This window comes from Nakamurella alba (assembly GCF_009707545.1).
In the GTDB taxonomy this organism is placed as follows: domain Bacteria; phylum Actinomycetota; class Actinomycetes; order Mycobacteriales; family Nakamurellaceae; genus Nakamurella; species Nakamurella alba.
The window spans coordinates 177,414-192,878 of sequence record NZ_WLYK01000003.1; the positions used below are offsets into that span (position 1 = coordinate 177,414).

At 71.7% G+C, this 15,465-nt stretch carries 17 protein-coding genes; 2 read left to right on the forward strand and 15 right to left on the reverse strand.

Translation table 11 applies throughout. From position 1 onward, the window contains the following. Positions 1–10 precede the first annotated feature (10 nt). Together GIS00_RS28940 and GIS00_RS11095 are read right to left on the reverse strand one after the other, a co-directional pair. Positions 11–409: a DUF4229 domain-containing protein gene (locus GIS00_RS28940; RefSeq protein ID WP_154768505.1), complete on the reverse strand. Its 399-nt coding sequence runs from the start codon at positions 407–409 to the stop codon at positions 11–13. A 299-nt stretch (positions 410–708) separates the two neighbouring features. Beyond that, entirely contained in the window at positions 709–1,161 is a 453-nt protein-coding gene (locus tag GIS00_RS11095) for an Lrp/AsnC family transcriptional regulator (RefSeq protein WP_154768506.1), read from the reverse strand. A 662-nt stretch (positions 1,162–1,823) separates the two neighbouring features. On the opposite strand from GIS00_RS11095, the gene GIS00_RS11100 reads away from it, so the two are divergent. Further along, positions 1,824–2,021, forward strand: coding sequence for a BldC family transcriptional regulator (locus tag GIS00_RS11100; RefSeq protein ID WP_154768507.1), 198 nt, complete (start codon positions 1,824–1,826; stop codon positions 2,019–2,021). Between the two features lie 184 nt (positions 2,022–2,205). Next, entirely contained in the window at positions 2,206–2,430 is a 225-nt protein-coding gene (locus tag GIS00_RS11105) for a hypothetical protein (protein WP_230313448.1), read from the forward strand. Between the two features lie 334 nt (positions 2,431–2,764). Here GIS00_RS11105 and ccsB read toward each other — a convergent pair whose 3' ends face one another. The 13 genes from ccsB to GIS00_RS11165 all read right to left on the reverse strand — a co-directional run bounded on the left by ccsB (position 2,765) and on the right by GIS00_RS11165 (position 15,414). Further along, positions 2,765–3,865 carry a c-type cytochrome biogenesis protein CcsB gene (ccsB, locus tag GIS00_RS11110; protein ID WP_407666849.1) on the reverse strand — a complete coding sequence of 367 codons (1,101 nt, stop codon included), beginning with the start codon at positions 3,863–3,865 and terminating at the stop codon, positions 2,765–2,767. A 7-nt stretch (positions 3,866–3,872) separates the two neighbouring features. After that, entirely contained in the window at positions 3,873–5,594 is a 1,722-nt protein-coding gene (gene resB / locus GIS00_RS11115; RefSeq protein WP_322097852.1) for a cytochrome c biogenesis protein ResB, read from the reverse strand. Continuing rightward, positions 5,591–6,454, reverse strand: a complete 864-nt coding sequence (locus GIS00_RS11120; protein WP_322097853.1) for a cytochrome c biogenesis CcdA family protein — start codon at positions 6,452–6,454, stop codon at positions 5,591–5,593. Before GIS00_RS11120 ends, resB begins: the two co-directional genes overlap by 4 nt. A gap of 2 nt (positions 6,455–6,456) precedes the next feature. After that, positions 6,457–7,065 (reverse strand): TlpA family protein disulfide reductase, encoded by a 609-nt coding sequence (locus GIS00_RS11125; protein WP_322097854.1) that lies wholly within the window; start codon positions 7,063–7,065, stop codon positions 6,457–6,459. Continuing rightward, complete coding sequence (locus GIS00_RS11130) at positions 7,062–7,721, reverse strand: histidine phosphatase family protein (protein ID WP_322097855.1); 660 nt, start codon at positions 7,719–7,721, stop codon at positions 7,062–7,064. The genes GIS00_RS11125 and GIS00_RS11130 overlap by 4 nt, the downstream gene beginning before the upstream one ends. Positions 7,722–7,800: 79 nt before the next feature. Then, on the reverse strand, positions 7,801–8,376 hold the full coding sequence (locus tag GIS00_RS27515) for a hypothetical protein (RefSeq protein WP_230313449.1): 576 nt from the start codon (positions 8,374–8,376) through the stop codon (positions 7,801–7,803). Positions 8,377–8,380: 4 nt separating this feature from the next. Beyond that, a complete protein-coding gene (locus GIS00_RS11135) occupies positions 8,381–9,055 on the reverse strand; it encodes a hypothetical protein (protein WP_154768509.1) in 675 nt (224 codons plus the stop codon). Positions 9,056–9,169: 114 nt separating this feature from the next. Then, on the reverse strand, positions 9,170–9,715 hold the full coding sequence (locus GIS00_RS11140; RefSeq protein WP_154768510.1) for a hypothetical protein: 546 nt from the start codon (positions 9,713–9,715) through the stop codon (positions 9,170–9,172). A gap of 110 nt (positions 9,716–9,825) precedes the next feature. Continuing rightward, the gene (locus GIS00_RS11145; RefSeq protein WP_154768511.1) at positions 9,826–10,449 is read right to left on the reverse strand and encodes a hypothetical protein; all 624 of its coding nucleotides are present in this window, start codon (positions 10,447–10,449) and stop codon (positions 9,826–9,828) included. 168 nt (positions 10,450–10,617) lie between these two features. Beyond that, positions 10,618–12,141 (reverse strand): bifunctional uroporphyrinogen-III C-methyltransferase/uroporphyrinogen-III synthase, encoded by a 1,524-nt coding sequence (locus tag GIS00_RS11150; protein ID WP_154768512.1) that lies wholly within the window; start codon positions 12,139–12,141, stop codon positions 10,618–10,620. Between the two features lie 100 nt (positions 12,142–12,241). Next, the gene (locus GIS00_RS11155; protein ID WP_154768513.1) at positions 12,242–12,913 is read right to left on the reverse strand and encodes a redox-sensing transcriptional repressor Rex; all 672 of its coding nucleotides are present in this window, start codon (positions 12,911–12,913) and stop codon (positions 12,242–12,244) included. A 249-nt stretch (positions 12,914–13,162) separates the two neighbouring features. Beyond that, positions 13,163–13,435: a glutaredoxin family protein gene (locus GIS00_RS11160; protein ID WP_154768514.1), complete on the reverse strand. Its 273-nt coding sequence runs from the start codon at positions 13,433–13,435 to the stop codon at positions 13,163–13,165. Continuing rightward, a complete protein-coding gene (locus tag GIS00_RS11165) occupies positions 13,435–15,414 on the reverse strand; it encodes a class I adenylate-forming enzyme family protein (RefSeq protein WP_196073226.1) in 1,980 nt (659 codons plus the stop codon). The genes GIS00_RS11160 and GIS00_RS11165 overlap by 1 nt, the downstream gene beginning before the upstream one ends. Positions 15,415–15,465 lie beyond the last annotated feature (51 nt).

Sequence of the window (15,465 nt, forward strand, 5' to 3'; positions counted from 1 at the left end):
GGGCAGGAGCCTACGGCCGGTCCTGATCGCCGGACAGGGCGGCTCGCAACCGCTCGCGTTCCTGGCGCCGGTGCTCGGTCGCCGATGCCATCAGCTCGTTGACCCGGCGGCGGACCGGGCCCAGCAGCAGCCAGGCCAGCGGCATCTGCAGCACGACGGCGAAGACCAGCGCGACGATCAACGGCATGAAGATGGCCAGGATCGCGGTGAGCACGGCGATGATCACCAGTCGGAGCACGGTGTAGAGGACCAGTGCGCCGGCCAAACCGCCCGGCTTCGGGGTGAGGGGCTGCGGTCCGGACGGGTCGGGGTTCGCGGAGGCCGCGCCGGTGGGCTCCGGGGTCGCGGCCGCCGCGCCGGCGGGCTCGGGGGTCGTCGGTCCGGCCTGCTCGGGCTGCGTCTCGCTCACACCACCAGGCTAGCCCCGCATCCGCCGCACCCTCCCCCGTCGCGCCCGCCCCCTGTCGCGATGATCAACTTCGCCTGCGCGTACGAACTCGTCGACTCCTGTCACACCAGCAACAACAACACTGTGATCCCACGTGTCGAGGAAGTTGATCATCGCGCGGAGGTGGGGCAGGGGTGTGGCCGGGCGGCAGGAATGTGGCCGGGCGGCAGGGCGGGGCAGGGCGGATCGCGGCGGGGCCGGGGTCGCGGCGAGGCGGGGCCGAGGTGGTGCAGCGAGGCGGGCGGGCCCGGACGACGAGCTCAGGAGTCGGCGATTGTCCGGTAGCGACTCTCGAACCGGGTGGCGAGGACGACGGTGGTGCGGGTGCGCGCGACACCGTCGATCGCACGGAGCGTGCCGAGCAACTGGTGCAGGTCGTCGACGCTGGCCACCCGGACCCAGAGCAGGAACGCCTCGTCGCCAGCGACCGCGTAGCAGCTCTCCACCTCGGGGATGGCATCCAGTGCGGCGCCGATGATCTCGTCGCGACCGTTCTCCCCCGGCTCGATCCCGATCATCGCGGTCACCCCGATGCCGACCGAGCCGGGCGCCACGTCGGCGCGGTACCCGAGGATCACGCCGGCCGACTCGAGCTTCCCGACACGCTCGTGCACCGCCGACGACGAGAGCCCGACGGCCCGGCCCAGCTCCGCGTAGCTGGCCCGCCCGTCCTTGCGCAGCGCATCGACCAGCCGTCGGTCCACCAGATCCATGCGCCCACGGTAGGCCAGACGGGACCACGCTCGTCCGAGCGGGCGCGGACCACCCGCGAACCCGACCACCCGACGCCCGGCGCCTTCGACCCCGACGCCCACCCGACCGCCGGGCCATCCGCCCCCGGGTCGGGCACGAACCACCCGCGGACGTGCGGCGGGCCTGCGCCCGCACCCGACGATTGGTCACCCTGCGTAATCGTAACGCCATTTCCGCCATTCTGCGTGAACGCGACAGCAGGGCATTCACCGGAACAACGCTGTCCCAATTCCTGAACTCACAACTACTTTTCACTGCTCACCAAATGTGAACTCTCAACTTGCGAGCACTGCTCGCAAAACGTTACGGTTCCGTGACGTACTACCACCGCAGGACCAACGCTCCGGAGTGTCTCCCTCACGGTGCGGACGGACACTCTGCGCACCAGGGGCACGACTGCCCTCGACGTGAACCACTAACACTCGTCACATCGTGGATCTTCGCTCGTTCGGAGCAATCTGCGACAGCTGTAGATGGAAACGCCCATTCCGGACACTTCGGACCTTGTGAGACAATATGTGCACGAGAAACGGTGTGTAGAAAAGGGCGATTGGGGCACAATGTACGTACGCCAATCCGGCGTACGAGGCCAGTCGGGGCCCACACAAGGAGGCACGTAACCATGGAGAAAAGCGAACGCCTGCTCACGCCCGGTGAGGTTGCACTCATGTTCCGCGTCGACCCGAAGACGGTCACGCGGTGGGCCTCCGCCGGTCGGATCGGCTCGATCCGCACGCCGGGCGGCCACCGGCGGTTCCGCGAGTCGGAGGTCAGCGGCCTGCTCGCCGACCTGACCGTGGATGCCGCGCACTCGGCCTGACACAGCACAGCTCCATCCGGACCCCCGGTCGCCAGGCGACCGGGGGTCCGGCGTCTTCGCGGGATGTCGTTCCCGGCTGCCCGATCCGCATCGTGGCCGGACCGCTTCGCAAGCGTGATCCGCTTTCGCGCCCGGCACACAGTGGGCCTGCGTACGCTGTGCGGAAGAACGAAAGGGGTGCCTCGTGTACCTGTTGATAGCCATCGTCCTCACCGCGGTGGTGATCCTGCTCGCCTGGCGCGGCATCGGGTCCCACACGCCCGGCGGGGAACCGGGCGGTGAGGCGGCCGACCGGCCGCAATGGCCGCAACGTCCGAAGCCGCGCCCGAAGTCGGTCGCGCCCGACGACGATCCCGACTTCCTCCGCGAGATCGACCGCAAGCTGCGCGGCGAGGACAAGAGCAGCTGAGCCCGCACCCGGGCACCGTCGCCCGGGTGTGTCCGGACGTCCGTCGACGGCGACGAATCCGGCGCCGGTGGTCGGAGATGGCGGCAGCGCGGCGACCACCGGCCGGCACGACCGATCATGCCGCGGTCCCGGAGCGGCCTTGACGACGGCGGTTCGACGCTCGTCGAGCACCGGACCATTGCCGGCCGTCGGCGGTCCGCCCGCTACAGATCCACACCGCACGACGCCACAGCCCGAACCAGCGGCCGGGAACCCACGCCGCACGGAAGCCCGAATACAGCAGAAGGCCCTCACGTTCCCGCGGGAACGTGAGGGCCTTCTGCTGTGCGGGACGTCAGTTGAGCCCGGCGTAGGAGTGCAGGCCGGAGACCACCAGGTTGATGAAGAACAGGTTGAAGATCATCGACAGGAACCCGAGGATCGAGATCCAGGCGGCCTTGCTGCCGCGCCACCCGGCGGTCGACCGGGCGTGCAGGTAGGCCGCGTAGAGCACCCAGGTCACGAAGGCGCAGGTCTCCTTGGGGTCCCAGCCCCAGTACCGGCCCCACGCGACCTCGGCCCACATGGCGCCGGCGATGACGGCGAAGGTGAAGACCGGGAAGGCGACGATCGCCGTGCGGTAGGCCAAACGGTCCAGGGTGGCCAGCGACGGCAGCGCCGCCAGCCGGGAGGACGTGCGGTCCACCGCGATCCGGCCGACACCCGTACCGTCGGAGCCGGCCGAGGCAGTGGCGGAGGGTGCGTTCTTCGCCTCCCACTCCCTGTCGGCGGCCAGCTTCCGCTCGAACCGGGCGCGCACCAGGTACAGCACCGAGGCGACACCGGAGAGCATCAGCACGCCGCTGGACAGTGAGATCGCCAGCACGTGGATGACCAGCCAGTAGGAGTGCAGCGCGGGCACCAGGGTGCCGGCCTCCGCGTAGAGCACGCTCTGCGCGATGTACATCAGGATGACCACCGGGATCATCACGAAGAAGCCGAGGGTGCGCATCCGCGAGCGCCAGAGCGTGATCAGGTAACCGGCCACGGCGGCGGCGCAGATCATCGAGGTGAACTCGTACATGTTCCCCCACGGCGCGCGGCCCGTCGCCACTCCGCGGAGCACCAGCGACAGCACGTGACCGGCGAAGCCGAGCACCGCCACCACGACACCGGCCCGGCCGAACCGGACCCCCCACGGCGCGGTGCCGCGGCGCTCCGGCGCCGCGACCTTGCCGATCTCGTCCCGGTCCAGCACCGCGGTGCCGCCGGCGGATCCGCCCTTGCGGGCGGACCGGCGCGCGGCGCGCAGCTCGGCGCTGGCCGCCTCGGCCTCGGTCGGGACGGCACCCTTGCGGGCGGCGAACTCGACGCCCAGGCACACCAGGGCCATCACGTATCCGGCCAGCGCCCACTCGAAGGCCAGGTCCGATGCCCGGGCCAGGGACTCGTTGATCACGGATTCACTCCTTCTGCGACCGGCGGGAACCGGTCGACTCCACCGTCGCGAGGGCCACCAGCGAGGAGAACTCCTCGCCGTAGCCCGCCTGGTCCGTCCGGGACAGACCACCGACCTCGACCCCGGACATCACCGTAGAAGATCCTGCCCCACCATCGGAAGACGGACCCGCGGCCGGGCGGATCCGGAACCAGACCCGCCGCCGCTTGATCGTCAGCGAGAGCATGAGGCCGATGAGCAGCAGCGCCGCGCACACCAGCGCCCAGGTCTGCGCCGGGTCGTAGGAGGTCTGCAGCGACACCCACTCCCGGTAGCCGGTGAAGGTGACCTGCGTGCCGTCGTCGAGGGTCAGCGACTCCCCCGGTGCCAGGTTCTCGCTGGCCTTCTGCACCAGCAGGCCCTTGTCGACCTGGTCCTGGTCGATGGAGAAGATCGACTGCGTCGCGCCGGACTCCATGCCGAGGTCGCCGACGAACACCCGCACCGCGACGGCGGGCTGCTCCGCGGCGGGGAAGCTCGAGGTCATCACCCCGGTGTGCACGAAGGCGGACGGGGCGAAGATGCCGACCACCGCGAGCTGCTTCGTGAGCAACTCGGCCCCGGTCACCCCCGGCGGGTCGAGGAACTTGACCGCGCCCTGCGAGGTGAAGTTGGAGTCCTCCGGCTGGAACGACGCCATCCCGGTCTGGGTGCTGCCGTCCGGGTAGGTCACCTCGAAGATCGGGGTGTAGCCGTGGCCGAGCAGGTAGAGCCGCTGGCCGTCGAGCCGGATCGGGTCGTTGACCTCGAGCGTGGCCGACTGCCAGGTGTCGCCGTCCGCGGCCGGATCCGTCTGGTACCGGATCTGCGCGAGGAACGAGCTGGCCTGGCCGGCGTCGGTGTAGGTCGCGGTGAAGGAGTCCACCTGCACGCAGAACGGCGACATCCCGGTGCCGTCGACCAGCAGCCCGGGCCGGAAGTTGTCGTAGCTGTACGGGTCGACCGAGCAGAACCCGGATCCCTCGGACCCGGCGGCGGTGGCCACCGTGCGCTCGTTGGTCTGGGTGCCGCCGGCGGCGGTGAGGATGATCGACCCCTCGTAGCCCACCAGCTTGCCGACCGCGATCGCCACCAGCAGGCCGAGCATCGACAGGTGGAAGACCAGGTTGCCGACCTCCCGCAGGAAGCCCTTCTCCGCCGAGATCGTCACCACACCATCGGCTTCGGTGCGCCGGGCGATCCGCCAGCCGCGCAGCCCGGACAGCACCCGGTCGGCGACGGCATCCGGATCGCCGGTGGCGGTGAGGGTCTCGTGCAGCGGCATCCGGCGCAGGTTGCGCGGGACCACCACCGGTTGCATCCGCAGCTGGCCGACGAACTCCCAGGAGCGCGGCAGCAGGCAGCCGACCAGCGAGGTGAACAGCAGCAGGTAGATCGCCGCGTACCAGGGCGAGGCGAAGACGTCGAAGAAGCCGAGACTGTTGAGGAACCTTCCCCACCAACCGTTGTCGAGGATGTAATTCGCCGTCTTGGACTGGTTCAGCGACCACTGCGGCAGCAGCGCACCCGGCAGCGAGGCCAGGGCCAGCAGGAACAGCAGCACCAGCGCGGTCCGCATGCTGGTCAACTGGCGCCAGATGTTGCGCAGGAACGGCAGCGGGCCGCCCCGGCGCCGGGGCGCCGCAGCTGAGGCAACAGTGGGATCTGTCGGGTCCCCGGTGATGTGGGTGGTGTCGTGGATCGTCACAGCAGCAGTCCTTCGCCGGCGGCGGCGAACCTGATCTGCAGCCAGATCAGGAAGTCCGACCACAGGCCGGTGACCATGGCCAGACCGACCAGGATCAGCATGACGGCGCCGATCACCTGGATGGTGCGGGTGTGGCGACGCAGGAAGCCCATGGCACCGGTGGCCCAGCCGAACCCGAAGGCCAGCAACAGGAACGGCACGCCGAGCCCGACGCAATAGGCGACGACGAGCAGCAGGCCACGCCAGGCGTAGCCGTTCCACTCGCTGGAGATCGCCAGCGACAGCACCCCACCCAGGGTCGGCCCGATGCACACCGTCCAGCCGAGGGCGAAGAACGCGCCGAGCAGCACCGGCCCGAGGAACCGGCCGGTCGGGCGGCGGTGGATCCGGCGTTCCATCTGCAGCGGCCGGATGAACCCGAGCATGGCCAGGCCGAGCAGGATGGTGATCACCCCGCCGATCCGGGTCAGCACCTCGGTGTTCGCCTGCACCGTGTGCGCGAGGCCCAGCACGGCGACCGACTCGAGCAGGAAGACCAGGGTGAAGCCGCCGACGAACCACCCGGTGGCGATCACCGCCCGGGTGCGCAGCCGGGCCCCGAGGCGGGTACCGACCGCCGACCCAGCCGACGCCCGGGCTGTGCCGGCAGTTCCCGCTGTGCCTGCTGTGCCTGCTGTGCCTTCTGAGCCCACCAGCCCGATGAGGTACGAGAGATAACCGGGCACCAGCGGGATCACGCACGGCGAGGCGAAGGACACGATGCCGGCCGCCAGCGCGAGCAGGGTGGCGAAGAGCAGCGGACCGTTCACCACGGTGTCGGCGGGACCGGCGGCGAGCAGGGCGATCTGGGACTGCAGCACGCTCAGGTCTCCGTGGCGATGGCGCGCACGGTCGCGACCAGTTCGGTCTTCGTCACCTGGCGCAGCCAGATCTGCGCGACCCGGCCCTGCGGGTCCACCACGATCGTCGACGGGATGGTGTTGGCCGGGTACCCCTTGATGGAGAGCAGGGTGCGCCGGGTCGGGTCGAAGATCGACGGGTACGCGATCTCCTTCGATGCCTCGAACGCGGCCGCCGCTTCCTTGTCGTCCTTGACGTTGACGCCGAGGAACTGCACGCCCAGGTCCGCGAGCTCGGTGCTGGCATCACGCAGGTCGGGCGCCTCGGCACGGCAAGGACCGCACCAGGATCCCCAGAAGTTCAGCACCACGACCTTGCCGCGGTAGTCCGCCAGCGCCACCGTGCCGTCGCCGACCACGGCCGGACCGGAGATGGTGCCCAGGGTGCCGCGCTCGGCGGCCGGGTAGGAGAACTCGAGCACCCCGCCGGTCGGCCGGAAGTCGAAGCTGCCGCCCACCGCAATGGCGTCGGTGCCGCTGGAGCATCCGGTCATGGCGACCCCGGCGACGGCCAGCGCCGCGGCCCAGCGGCGGATCCGGGTCGGCCGCCCGGTGCGGCTCGAGCGCCTCACGCGCCGAACCCCGGGGACACCGTGTCGGACCCGTCGTCGACGGCCGGGATGTGCGCGACCGGTTCGCTGTACCGGACGCCGGAGAAGACACCGTCCAGGAACACCAGGGAGGTCAGCGACGCCACCGCGCACTGGCGCTTCGCCGGGTTGTGCCAGAGCCGGTGGCCCTCCAGGTAGCGGCGGACCGTCCAGATCGGCAACTGGTGCGAGACCAGCACCGCCTCGTGACCGTCGGCCTGCTGCAGTGCCGTGGTGATGCCACCGAGCATCCGGTGTGCGATGTCCAGGTACGGCTCGCCCCAGGACGGCCGGAACGGGTTGCGCAGCCGCGCCCAGTACCGCGGCTCACGCAGCACCCCGTCGCCGACCGCGACCTTGAGCCCTTCGAAGGTGTTGTCCGCCTCGATGATCCGGTCGTCGGTCCGCACGGTGAGGCCGTGGGTCGCGGCCAGCGGGGCGGCCGTCTCCTGGGCGCGGATCAGCGAGGACGCCGCGACGTAGGTGATGTCGTTGCCTGCCAGGTGCTCCGCGACGCCGTCGGCCATGGCGCGACCGCTGGCCGCGAGGTGGTAGCCGGGCAACCGTCCGTAAAGGATCCCGGACGGGTTGTGCACCTTGCCGTGTCGCAGCAGATGTACGACCGTCCGACTGCTCACGTCTTCCGTCCTGTCGTCACGGTTGCTGCTGGGCACACGGATCCATTGTCCCAGTGCCCGGGTGTGCTGCTGGTAGGACCTAGGTCCCGGCCGGACCGGTGGGAGGTGCCGGCCGTCGGGGTGGGCCGGCGGGATCGAACTGCTCCGGTCGGTCGACCTGCGCCGGCCCGTCGAACTGCACCGGCCGGTCGAGCGGCCGGCCGAACTGGGTCGCATGGTCGAACCGGGGGGCCGGGTCGAACTGCGGCCGACCCGGGCCGCCGGATGTCGGCTGCGGTGCGGCCATCGCGGGGGTGCGTCCGGCCGGGGTCAGCCGGATCCGTCGGACCAGGTCGACCACCCCCTGGGTGGCCAGCAGGCAGCCGAGCAGCAGCACCCCGCCGGCGCCGGCCAACCACGGCCCGGACCAGCGGTCGATCGTGGTGCTGTCGGTGCCGGCGACGAAGGCCGGGAAGGTGTGCGGGCTGATGGCGTGGCGGTACAGCAGGACCGCACCGACCACGCACGCCACCGCGCCGACCAGCGCCAGGGCGGACCGGACGGCCAGCACACCGGCGACGCCGCGCACGGCGGTGCGGGTCTGCTCGGGAGTCAGCGGCAGCGGCGGGACCGCCGGCTGCGGCCGGGTGTCCGGTCCCCGGTCCGGGCGGGTCACCGGGTCAGTGCTTCTGCCGCCGCTGCGCCACGCGCAGGAAGAACAGACCGCCCTTGCCGACGTAGCAGAGCACCATGCCGATGATCATCAGCAGGTTGGCCACCAGCAGGAACAGGCTCGCGACGTTGAACAGCAGGGCGAGCAGCAGGGCGACCACGGACGCCGCCATGATCGTCCGCCGGGCCCACTTCAGTCCCTGCCGCAGGAAGATCCCGCCGACGACGCCGGCCAGGCCGATGATCATGGTGACGACGTTGATCACGATCGCCTGGGTACGTACGGAGGACAGCAGCTCCGGGGTCAGCGCCCGCTCCGGCAGCGCCTGGCACTGCTCGATGAACGACTCGGCGGTGAGCGGTCCGGACACCGACGTCGGCGCCACCGCGGTGCTCGGGACGGCCGTGCCGACGCCACCGACGTAGGTGGTGCACTGCACCACGGCCTTGTCGTACTGCTCCTGGTAGAGCACCGACTCGGACGCCAGCTGGCTGTTCAGCGTGATCAGCACCGCGCCGCCCTGCAGCACGAAGACCACGGCACCGAGCACCGCGAACACGGTGGCGACCCAGATCGTGACCGGCCGAGTGATCGGCTGCCCGTCGTCCTCGGGGGCGACGGGCGCCATGGCCGACGCGAAACTGGACAGCCACGATCTCTTCGGCGCGCCGGGGGACGTCATGATCGGTGACCCTACCTGCCGGAAGTGTGCGTTCCGGACCGCCCGACCCCCACCCGCTGACGTCCTGCAACCGGTGAGCAACAGCTCACGGGTTGCAGGACCTCCGCGAACGTCTCAGCGGTAGACAGCGCCCTTGCGGTAGGCCTTCGAGTCGGCGAAGTACTGGTTGGACTGGGCCAGGTACATGAGCACGATCGCCAGGATGGAGAAGACCAGGGTCACCCAGGTCGCCCATGACCTCGTGGCTGCGACGCTGCCGGCGAAGGAACTGGCGATGGACAGCGCGGACAGCACGGTGAGCACGATCCGGGCCCAGTTCCGCCCGGCCCGCATCATGAACGCGAAGAACAGGTACAGCGCGAGGAAGACCACCACGACCGCGACCGTGATGGTGCGGGTCACCCGGACCAGGTCGTCGAGCGACATGTTCCCGGTGTTGGTGTCGCGCAACGCATCCCGGATCTGCCGCGTTCCGGCGTCGGTGAAGACCAGGAACACACCGACCAGCGAGACCAGGGCCGCCAGCACGTACAGCGCGAAGGCCGCGGTCACCGTGCCGGGGGCCGACGGCTTGGGGCCGGGTCCCTGCGGTCCGCCCTGGTAGTTGCCACCGGGGTAGTTGCCGCCGGAGTAGGAGGGGTACTGGGGAGGCGTCGTCATGTCGCAGAGAGTAACCGCTTGCGCACAGATCCGCAGGTCGATCCGGACAATTCGCAAACTTGGCACAGGACAGTCACTCCGGCCCGCCGATCAGCGCAGGACCGACCGGGTCAGCGCCACATCTGCGCCTGCTTGAAGGCCTTGAACGCGGTGAAGTACTCGCTCGACGGCTTGAGGTACATCAGCACGATCGCCACGACGGCGATGCCGACGGAGATCCAGTTGATCAGCTGCCCGCCCGTGGCGCTGTACGTCTGGCCGTTGACGGTGACCGATGCCCGCGTCGAGAACCCGGACACGATCGCGAGTCCGGAGAAGACCGTCAGCACGATCCGGGCCCAGTTCCGCCCCGCCCGCATCATGAAGGCGAAGAAGACGTAGACCGCCAGGAAGCCGATCCCGATGATCAGGCCGATGGTCGCGGCCGCGGTGACCACCCCACTGGTGAACCGGTCGGCCCGCGCCAGGTCCCAGATGTCGCTGTTCATCACGACAATGGCACTGATGATGCTGAGCACGGCACTGACCACGTAAAGGGCGAAGGCCCCCTGCACCGTGCCGGGGATCGCCGGCTTGGCCGGCGGTGGTCCGCCGACCGGGTAGCCGCCGCCCGGGTACGGCTGGCCCGGATAGGGCTGGCCGTACTGCGGGGCGGCCCCGGGGTAGGGCTGGCCGTACTGCACCTGCGGCTGCTGTCCGCTGTCTCCGGGCTGGCCGTACGAAGGGGTCGACATGCCCTCACCGTAGGCAGACATCCGGCGTCCCGCAGCACTTCCGTCAGGATCGCCGGACGACGCCGGCGACCGGTCATCCCCCCGGTGCGACGACACGCGACCCGACGACACCGCCGCCGGCCCACGAAGGCGCGGGCCGGCGGCGGCAGCAGTTGTCAGGTCGGGCGATCAGCGGCGACGCGGGGTCTTCCGCGGCGGCGGCAGCGCACCCTCGGCGCGCAACCGCTCGGCGTGCCCGACCAGCGCGTCGACCAGGGCACCGATCTCCGGCACCTCCGGCTGCACGTCCACCCGCAGGCCGAACTCGCGGGCGGTCTCGGCGGTCTTCGGCCCGAGACAGGCGACGATGGTCCGCGAATGCGGCTTGCCGGCGATGCCGACCAGGTTCCGCACGGTCGAGGCGGAGGTGAAGCAGACCGCCTCGAAACCGCCGGACTTGATGGCCTCCCGGGTCGGCGCCGGCGGCGGCGCCGCCCGCACCGTGCGGTAGGCCGTGACGTCGTCGATCTCCCAGCCCCGCTCGCGCAGCCCCTCGGCGAGGGTCTCGGTGGCGATGTCGGCACGCGGCAGCAGCACACGGTTGACCGGGTCCAGCAGGTCGTCGTACTCCGGGAAGTCGTCCAGCAGGCCGACCGAGAACTCCGGCTGCGCGGACACCAGGTCGGGGGTGATGCCCAGTGCCCGCACCGCCTCCGCGGTGACCTCGTCGACGCAGGCGATGCGCACGCCGGAGAACGCCCGGGCGTCCAGGCCGTACTCGACGAACTTCTCCCAGACCGCCCGCACCGAGTTGATCGAGGTGAACACCACCCACTGGTAGCGGCCGTCGACCAGTCCCTTCACCGCGCGCTCCACCTGTGCCGGGGTCCGGGGCGGCTCGACGGCGATCGTCGGCACCCGGTCCGGGATGGCGCCGTGCCCGCGCAGCAGGCCGGCCATCTCGTCGGCGGAGTCGCGGGTCTGCGGGATCAGCACGCGCCAGCCGTACAGCGCGCGGGACTCCCACCAGGACAGCTTGCTGCGCTGGGCCGCGCCGCCACCGACGGCGACGACCAGCGGGCCGGTCAGGTCGCGACCCATCCCGTCCAGGCCGGCCAGGGTGCCGTCGACGGTGCGCTGCGACGGCAGCGACGTCCCGGCCGTCACCGAGGCCGGGGTCTCGGCGGCGACGCCGGCCTCGGCCAGGGACGCCGCGGTCTCGGCCAGGTGGCCGACTCCGGCATGCAGCAGCAGCGTGCCCGGCGCACCGGCCAGGGTGGCCCAGTCGGAGACCGACCGGACGTCCGCGACGGTGTGCACGGACCCGACCGGGATGCCGGCGTACCCGGCGGCGGCGGAGGTGACCGCGATGCCCGGCACCACGTCGAACGGCACCGAGGTACGGGCGACCGCCTGCAGTTCCTTGACCACGGCGTCGGCGGTCAACACGTCGCCGGCCACCAGCCGGACCACGGTGGCGCCCGACTTCGCCGACGCCACCATCGATTTCGCGACGTCCGCGGCTTCACCCAGGGCGGGCTGCACCTCGGCCGATCCGGCCATCGCGACGATCTCCGCGGGTACCTCGGGGTCCGTCACCACGATGCCTGCGGATCGGAGCACCTCGGTCGACCGGACCGTGAGCAGTCCGGGATCCCCCGGTCCGGCCCCGACGAAGACGATCCGGCCACCGCTCCTGCGAGTGCGGGTCATGGCCTGCTCCTTCCCTGTCCGGGGGCGGCGACGGGCCACTCCCCCGGTGCGTGTTGCCGGCCCCGCGGGACCGACCTGGGTGATGTCGCGCGGCGAACGGTCATCCGCCCACCGCTCCCGAGCTCCGACGGGTCTCGTGGAACGCCAGGATCTGCAGCTCGAGAGCGAGATCGACACGGCGCAACTGCACCTCAGGCGGTACGACGACCACCTCCGGCGCGAAGTTCAGGACCGACCGCACACCGGCGCGCACCAGCGCGTCGGTGACCTGCTGCGCGGTGCCCTCGGGGGTGGCGACGACCCCGATGGTGATCGCCCGGTCGCGGCAGACCGGGACCACATCGGCGATGTCGTGCACCTCGAGGTCACCGACCCGGGTCCCGATCACCTCGGGCGAGGCGTCGAAGAGGGCGGCGATCTCCAGTCCGCGGCCGCCGAACCCGGCGTACCGGGCCAGCGCCCGGCCCAGGTGCCCGATCCCGACCAGTGCGACCGGGCTCGCCAGGTGGGTGCCCAGTGCACGACGGATCTCGTCGGCCAGCCCGGCGATGTCGTAGCCGACACCGCGGGTGCCGTGGGAGCCGAGGAAGGAGAGGTCCTTGCGGAGCAGTGCCGCGTTGACGCCGGCCAGTTCGGCCAGCGTCGAGGAGGAGATGACGCCGGAGGCAGCGGTCCCCGGGGCGGTCAGCGCGCGCAGGTAACCGGCGAGCCGGCCCACCGTGGCTTCGGGCAGGTCACGGCCCGCAGTGCCGCCGATCTCCTGCCCAGTCATGCCGCGCCACCTGGAGTTGTCGGGCGGGCCCGTCACGGACCCCGCCGCTGCCGCCGTGACTCGGATGTGCTATCCGGTCACGCTGGGGCAACCCTAGCCAGACGAAAGAGCTCTGACCAAACTGCGCATGGGACATCCTTCCCACGGACTGGGACGTCGCCGGAAGTTCACCGGTGGTGCACCCGCCGGACCACCGCCCGGCCGGACGCCGACACCGGCCGTCGGCCGGTCGGCCGGACGGGCGAAAGGTCAGGCCAGGGCGGCGACCACCCGGACTGGGACCAGCTGGTGGTAGCCGACGCACCGGCCGTCGACCAGCAGCGCAGGCACCATGTCGCCCCATTCGGCGCGCAGTTCCGGATCGTCGTCGACGTCGATCTCGCGCCACCCCACACCCACCGGCGCCGCCGCCGCGGCCAGCACCGCGCGGGCCTCGGCGCAGAGGTGACAGTCGCGCCGGGTGAGCAGCACCACTCCCTGTGCCGTCGGGTCGGGCAGCTCCACCCCGCGGTCAGCGGCCATCAGAACAGGTCCTCGTCGCCGTCCTGGGCTCCCCGTTTCGGTCCCGAGGACACACCGGGCAACCGCGGAGGCGCCGCCGGAACACCGCCGCCGGTCGCCGCCGGACCGGCCTTGTCCGCGACCGGACCGGCCTTGCCGCCGGCCTGACCGGGAGCCGGGTCGGGGTGTCCCGGGGCGGGGTCGGCGGTGCGGTCGGCCACGGAATGCAGTGGGATGGCGCCGCCGTCCGGCACCAGCGCGCGGACCGCCGCCCGGTCCACCCGGCCGAGCGGTGTGCGCGGCAGGCGGTCGAGCAGCACGTAGCGGGCCGGCCGCTTGAACACCGGCAACCGGTCGGCGACGTACTCGTCGAGGTCGTCCTGGGTGGGACGGGTGCCGCGCTGGGCGACGAGCACGGCGACCACCTGGTCACCGACCCGGCCCGGTGCGGAGACGACCGCCGCATCCCGGACGTAGGGGTGCCCGGTCAGCACGTCCTCGATCTCGCGCGGGTACACGGTGAACCCGGCGACGCCGATCGTCTCCGCCGCCCGGTCGACCAGGTGCAGGTCGCCGGTGTCGTCCAGGTAGCCGAGGTCGCCGGTGACGAACCAGCCGTTCTCGTCCGGCCCGTCGGCGCCGTCCGGCCAGTACCCGGCGAAGAGGGTGGGCCCGCGCAGTGCGATCCGGCCGACCTCGCCGTCGGACACCACGTCCACGAGCTGGTCATCGGCGGCGGCCACCAGGCCTTCGGCCGCCGGATCGGTCGGTTCGGTGGACGCGTTGTCCTCGTCGGCGGGCGCCTGCTCCGCATCGGCACCAGGCTCCGCCGCCCCGGTGCTCGTCCCCTCGGACTCGACCTCCGGCTCGCCGTCGTTCTGCCGCTCGGTCTCCGGCACCTCGGTCGCAGCCGGGTCGACGTCGGGAAGGGGTTCCGGATCCGGTGCCGGTTCCGGCTCGACGACCACCCGGCCGAGCTCGTCAAGGTCGTCCTCGGTCACGATGCGCAGCTCGACCCCGGGCACCGGCCGGCCGACGGACCCGGGACGGGGCGCGGCACCCATCAGCGAGGTCGCCACCACCGACGCCGACTCGGAGATGCCGTAGCCCTCCCAGACGGTCAGGCCGGTGTGCGAGCGGATCGCGGAGAAGTCCTCGGGGTCGAGGGGCGCGGCGCCGGAGGTCAGCAGCCGGACGGAGGCCAGCGAACGCTCGACGTTCGCCGCGCCCTCGAGCCGCCGGTACAGACCGGGGGCCGCGGGCACGACGGTGACCCGCTGCGCACGGACGGTGGCCAGCACCACGTCGATCCAGCCACCGGCCGCTCCGGCGTCCGGCGGGAACTGCGGCAGGACGGCAGCGCCACCGACCGCGGTCAGCGGCAGGAACCCGGTCACCCAGCCGGCGAGGTGGTGCAGCGGCAGCACCTGGATCGCCCGGTCCTCGGACCTGAGGCCGAGCCGCGGCGCTCCCAGGATCCCCTCGACCGCGGCGAGCACGGCGCGGTGCGGGATCATCACCGGCCGCTCCCCCGCCGCCCGCGCCAGGACGGCGAGATCCTCGCCGGAGGCGCCGTTCTCGACCCGGTGGTCGGACCCGTGCCACCAGGTGGCGAGATCGGCGGCGTCCAGCCGGACCAACCCGTCGACCGGTTCCCCGACCGCCAGCACCGCACCGGTGCGCGCCGCCACGGCGGCCAGTTCGTCGGCGGAGGTGCCGGGCGGCTGCGGGACCGCGACCAGACCGGCCCGGGCCACCGCGAACAGGGTCAGCACGATGTCCGCGCCCGTGGGAAGCGTCACCATGACCCGGGCGCCGGAGGGGTGCCCGAGTGCCATCAGCGCCGCCGCCCCGGCGTCCACCGCCCGGTCCAGGGCCGACCAGGTGCGGTCCGGCCCGTCACCGATCAGCGCAGGTCGGGACGGGTGCGACCGGGCGGCACGACGGAGCAGGTCGGCCACGTTCCCGGAGCCGGCGGTGCGGTCGTGCGAAGAGCTCATCGCTGCACGATAGCGTCGCGGCGGCATCGCTAGGCTGACAGTCCGAGCACG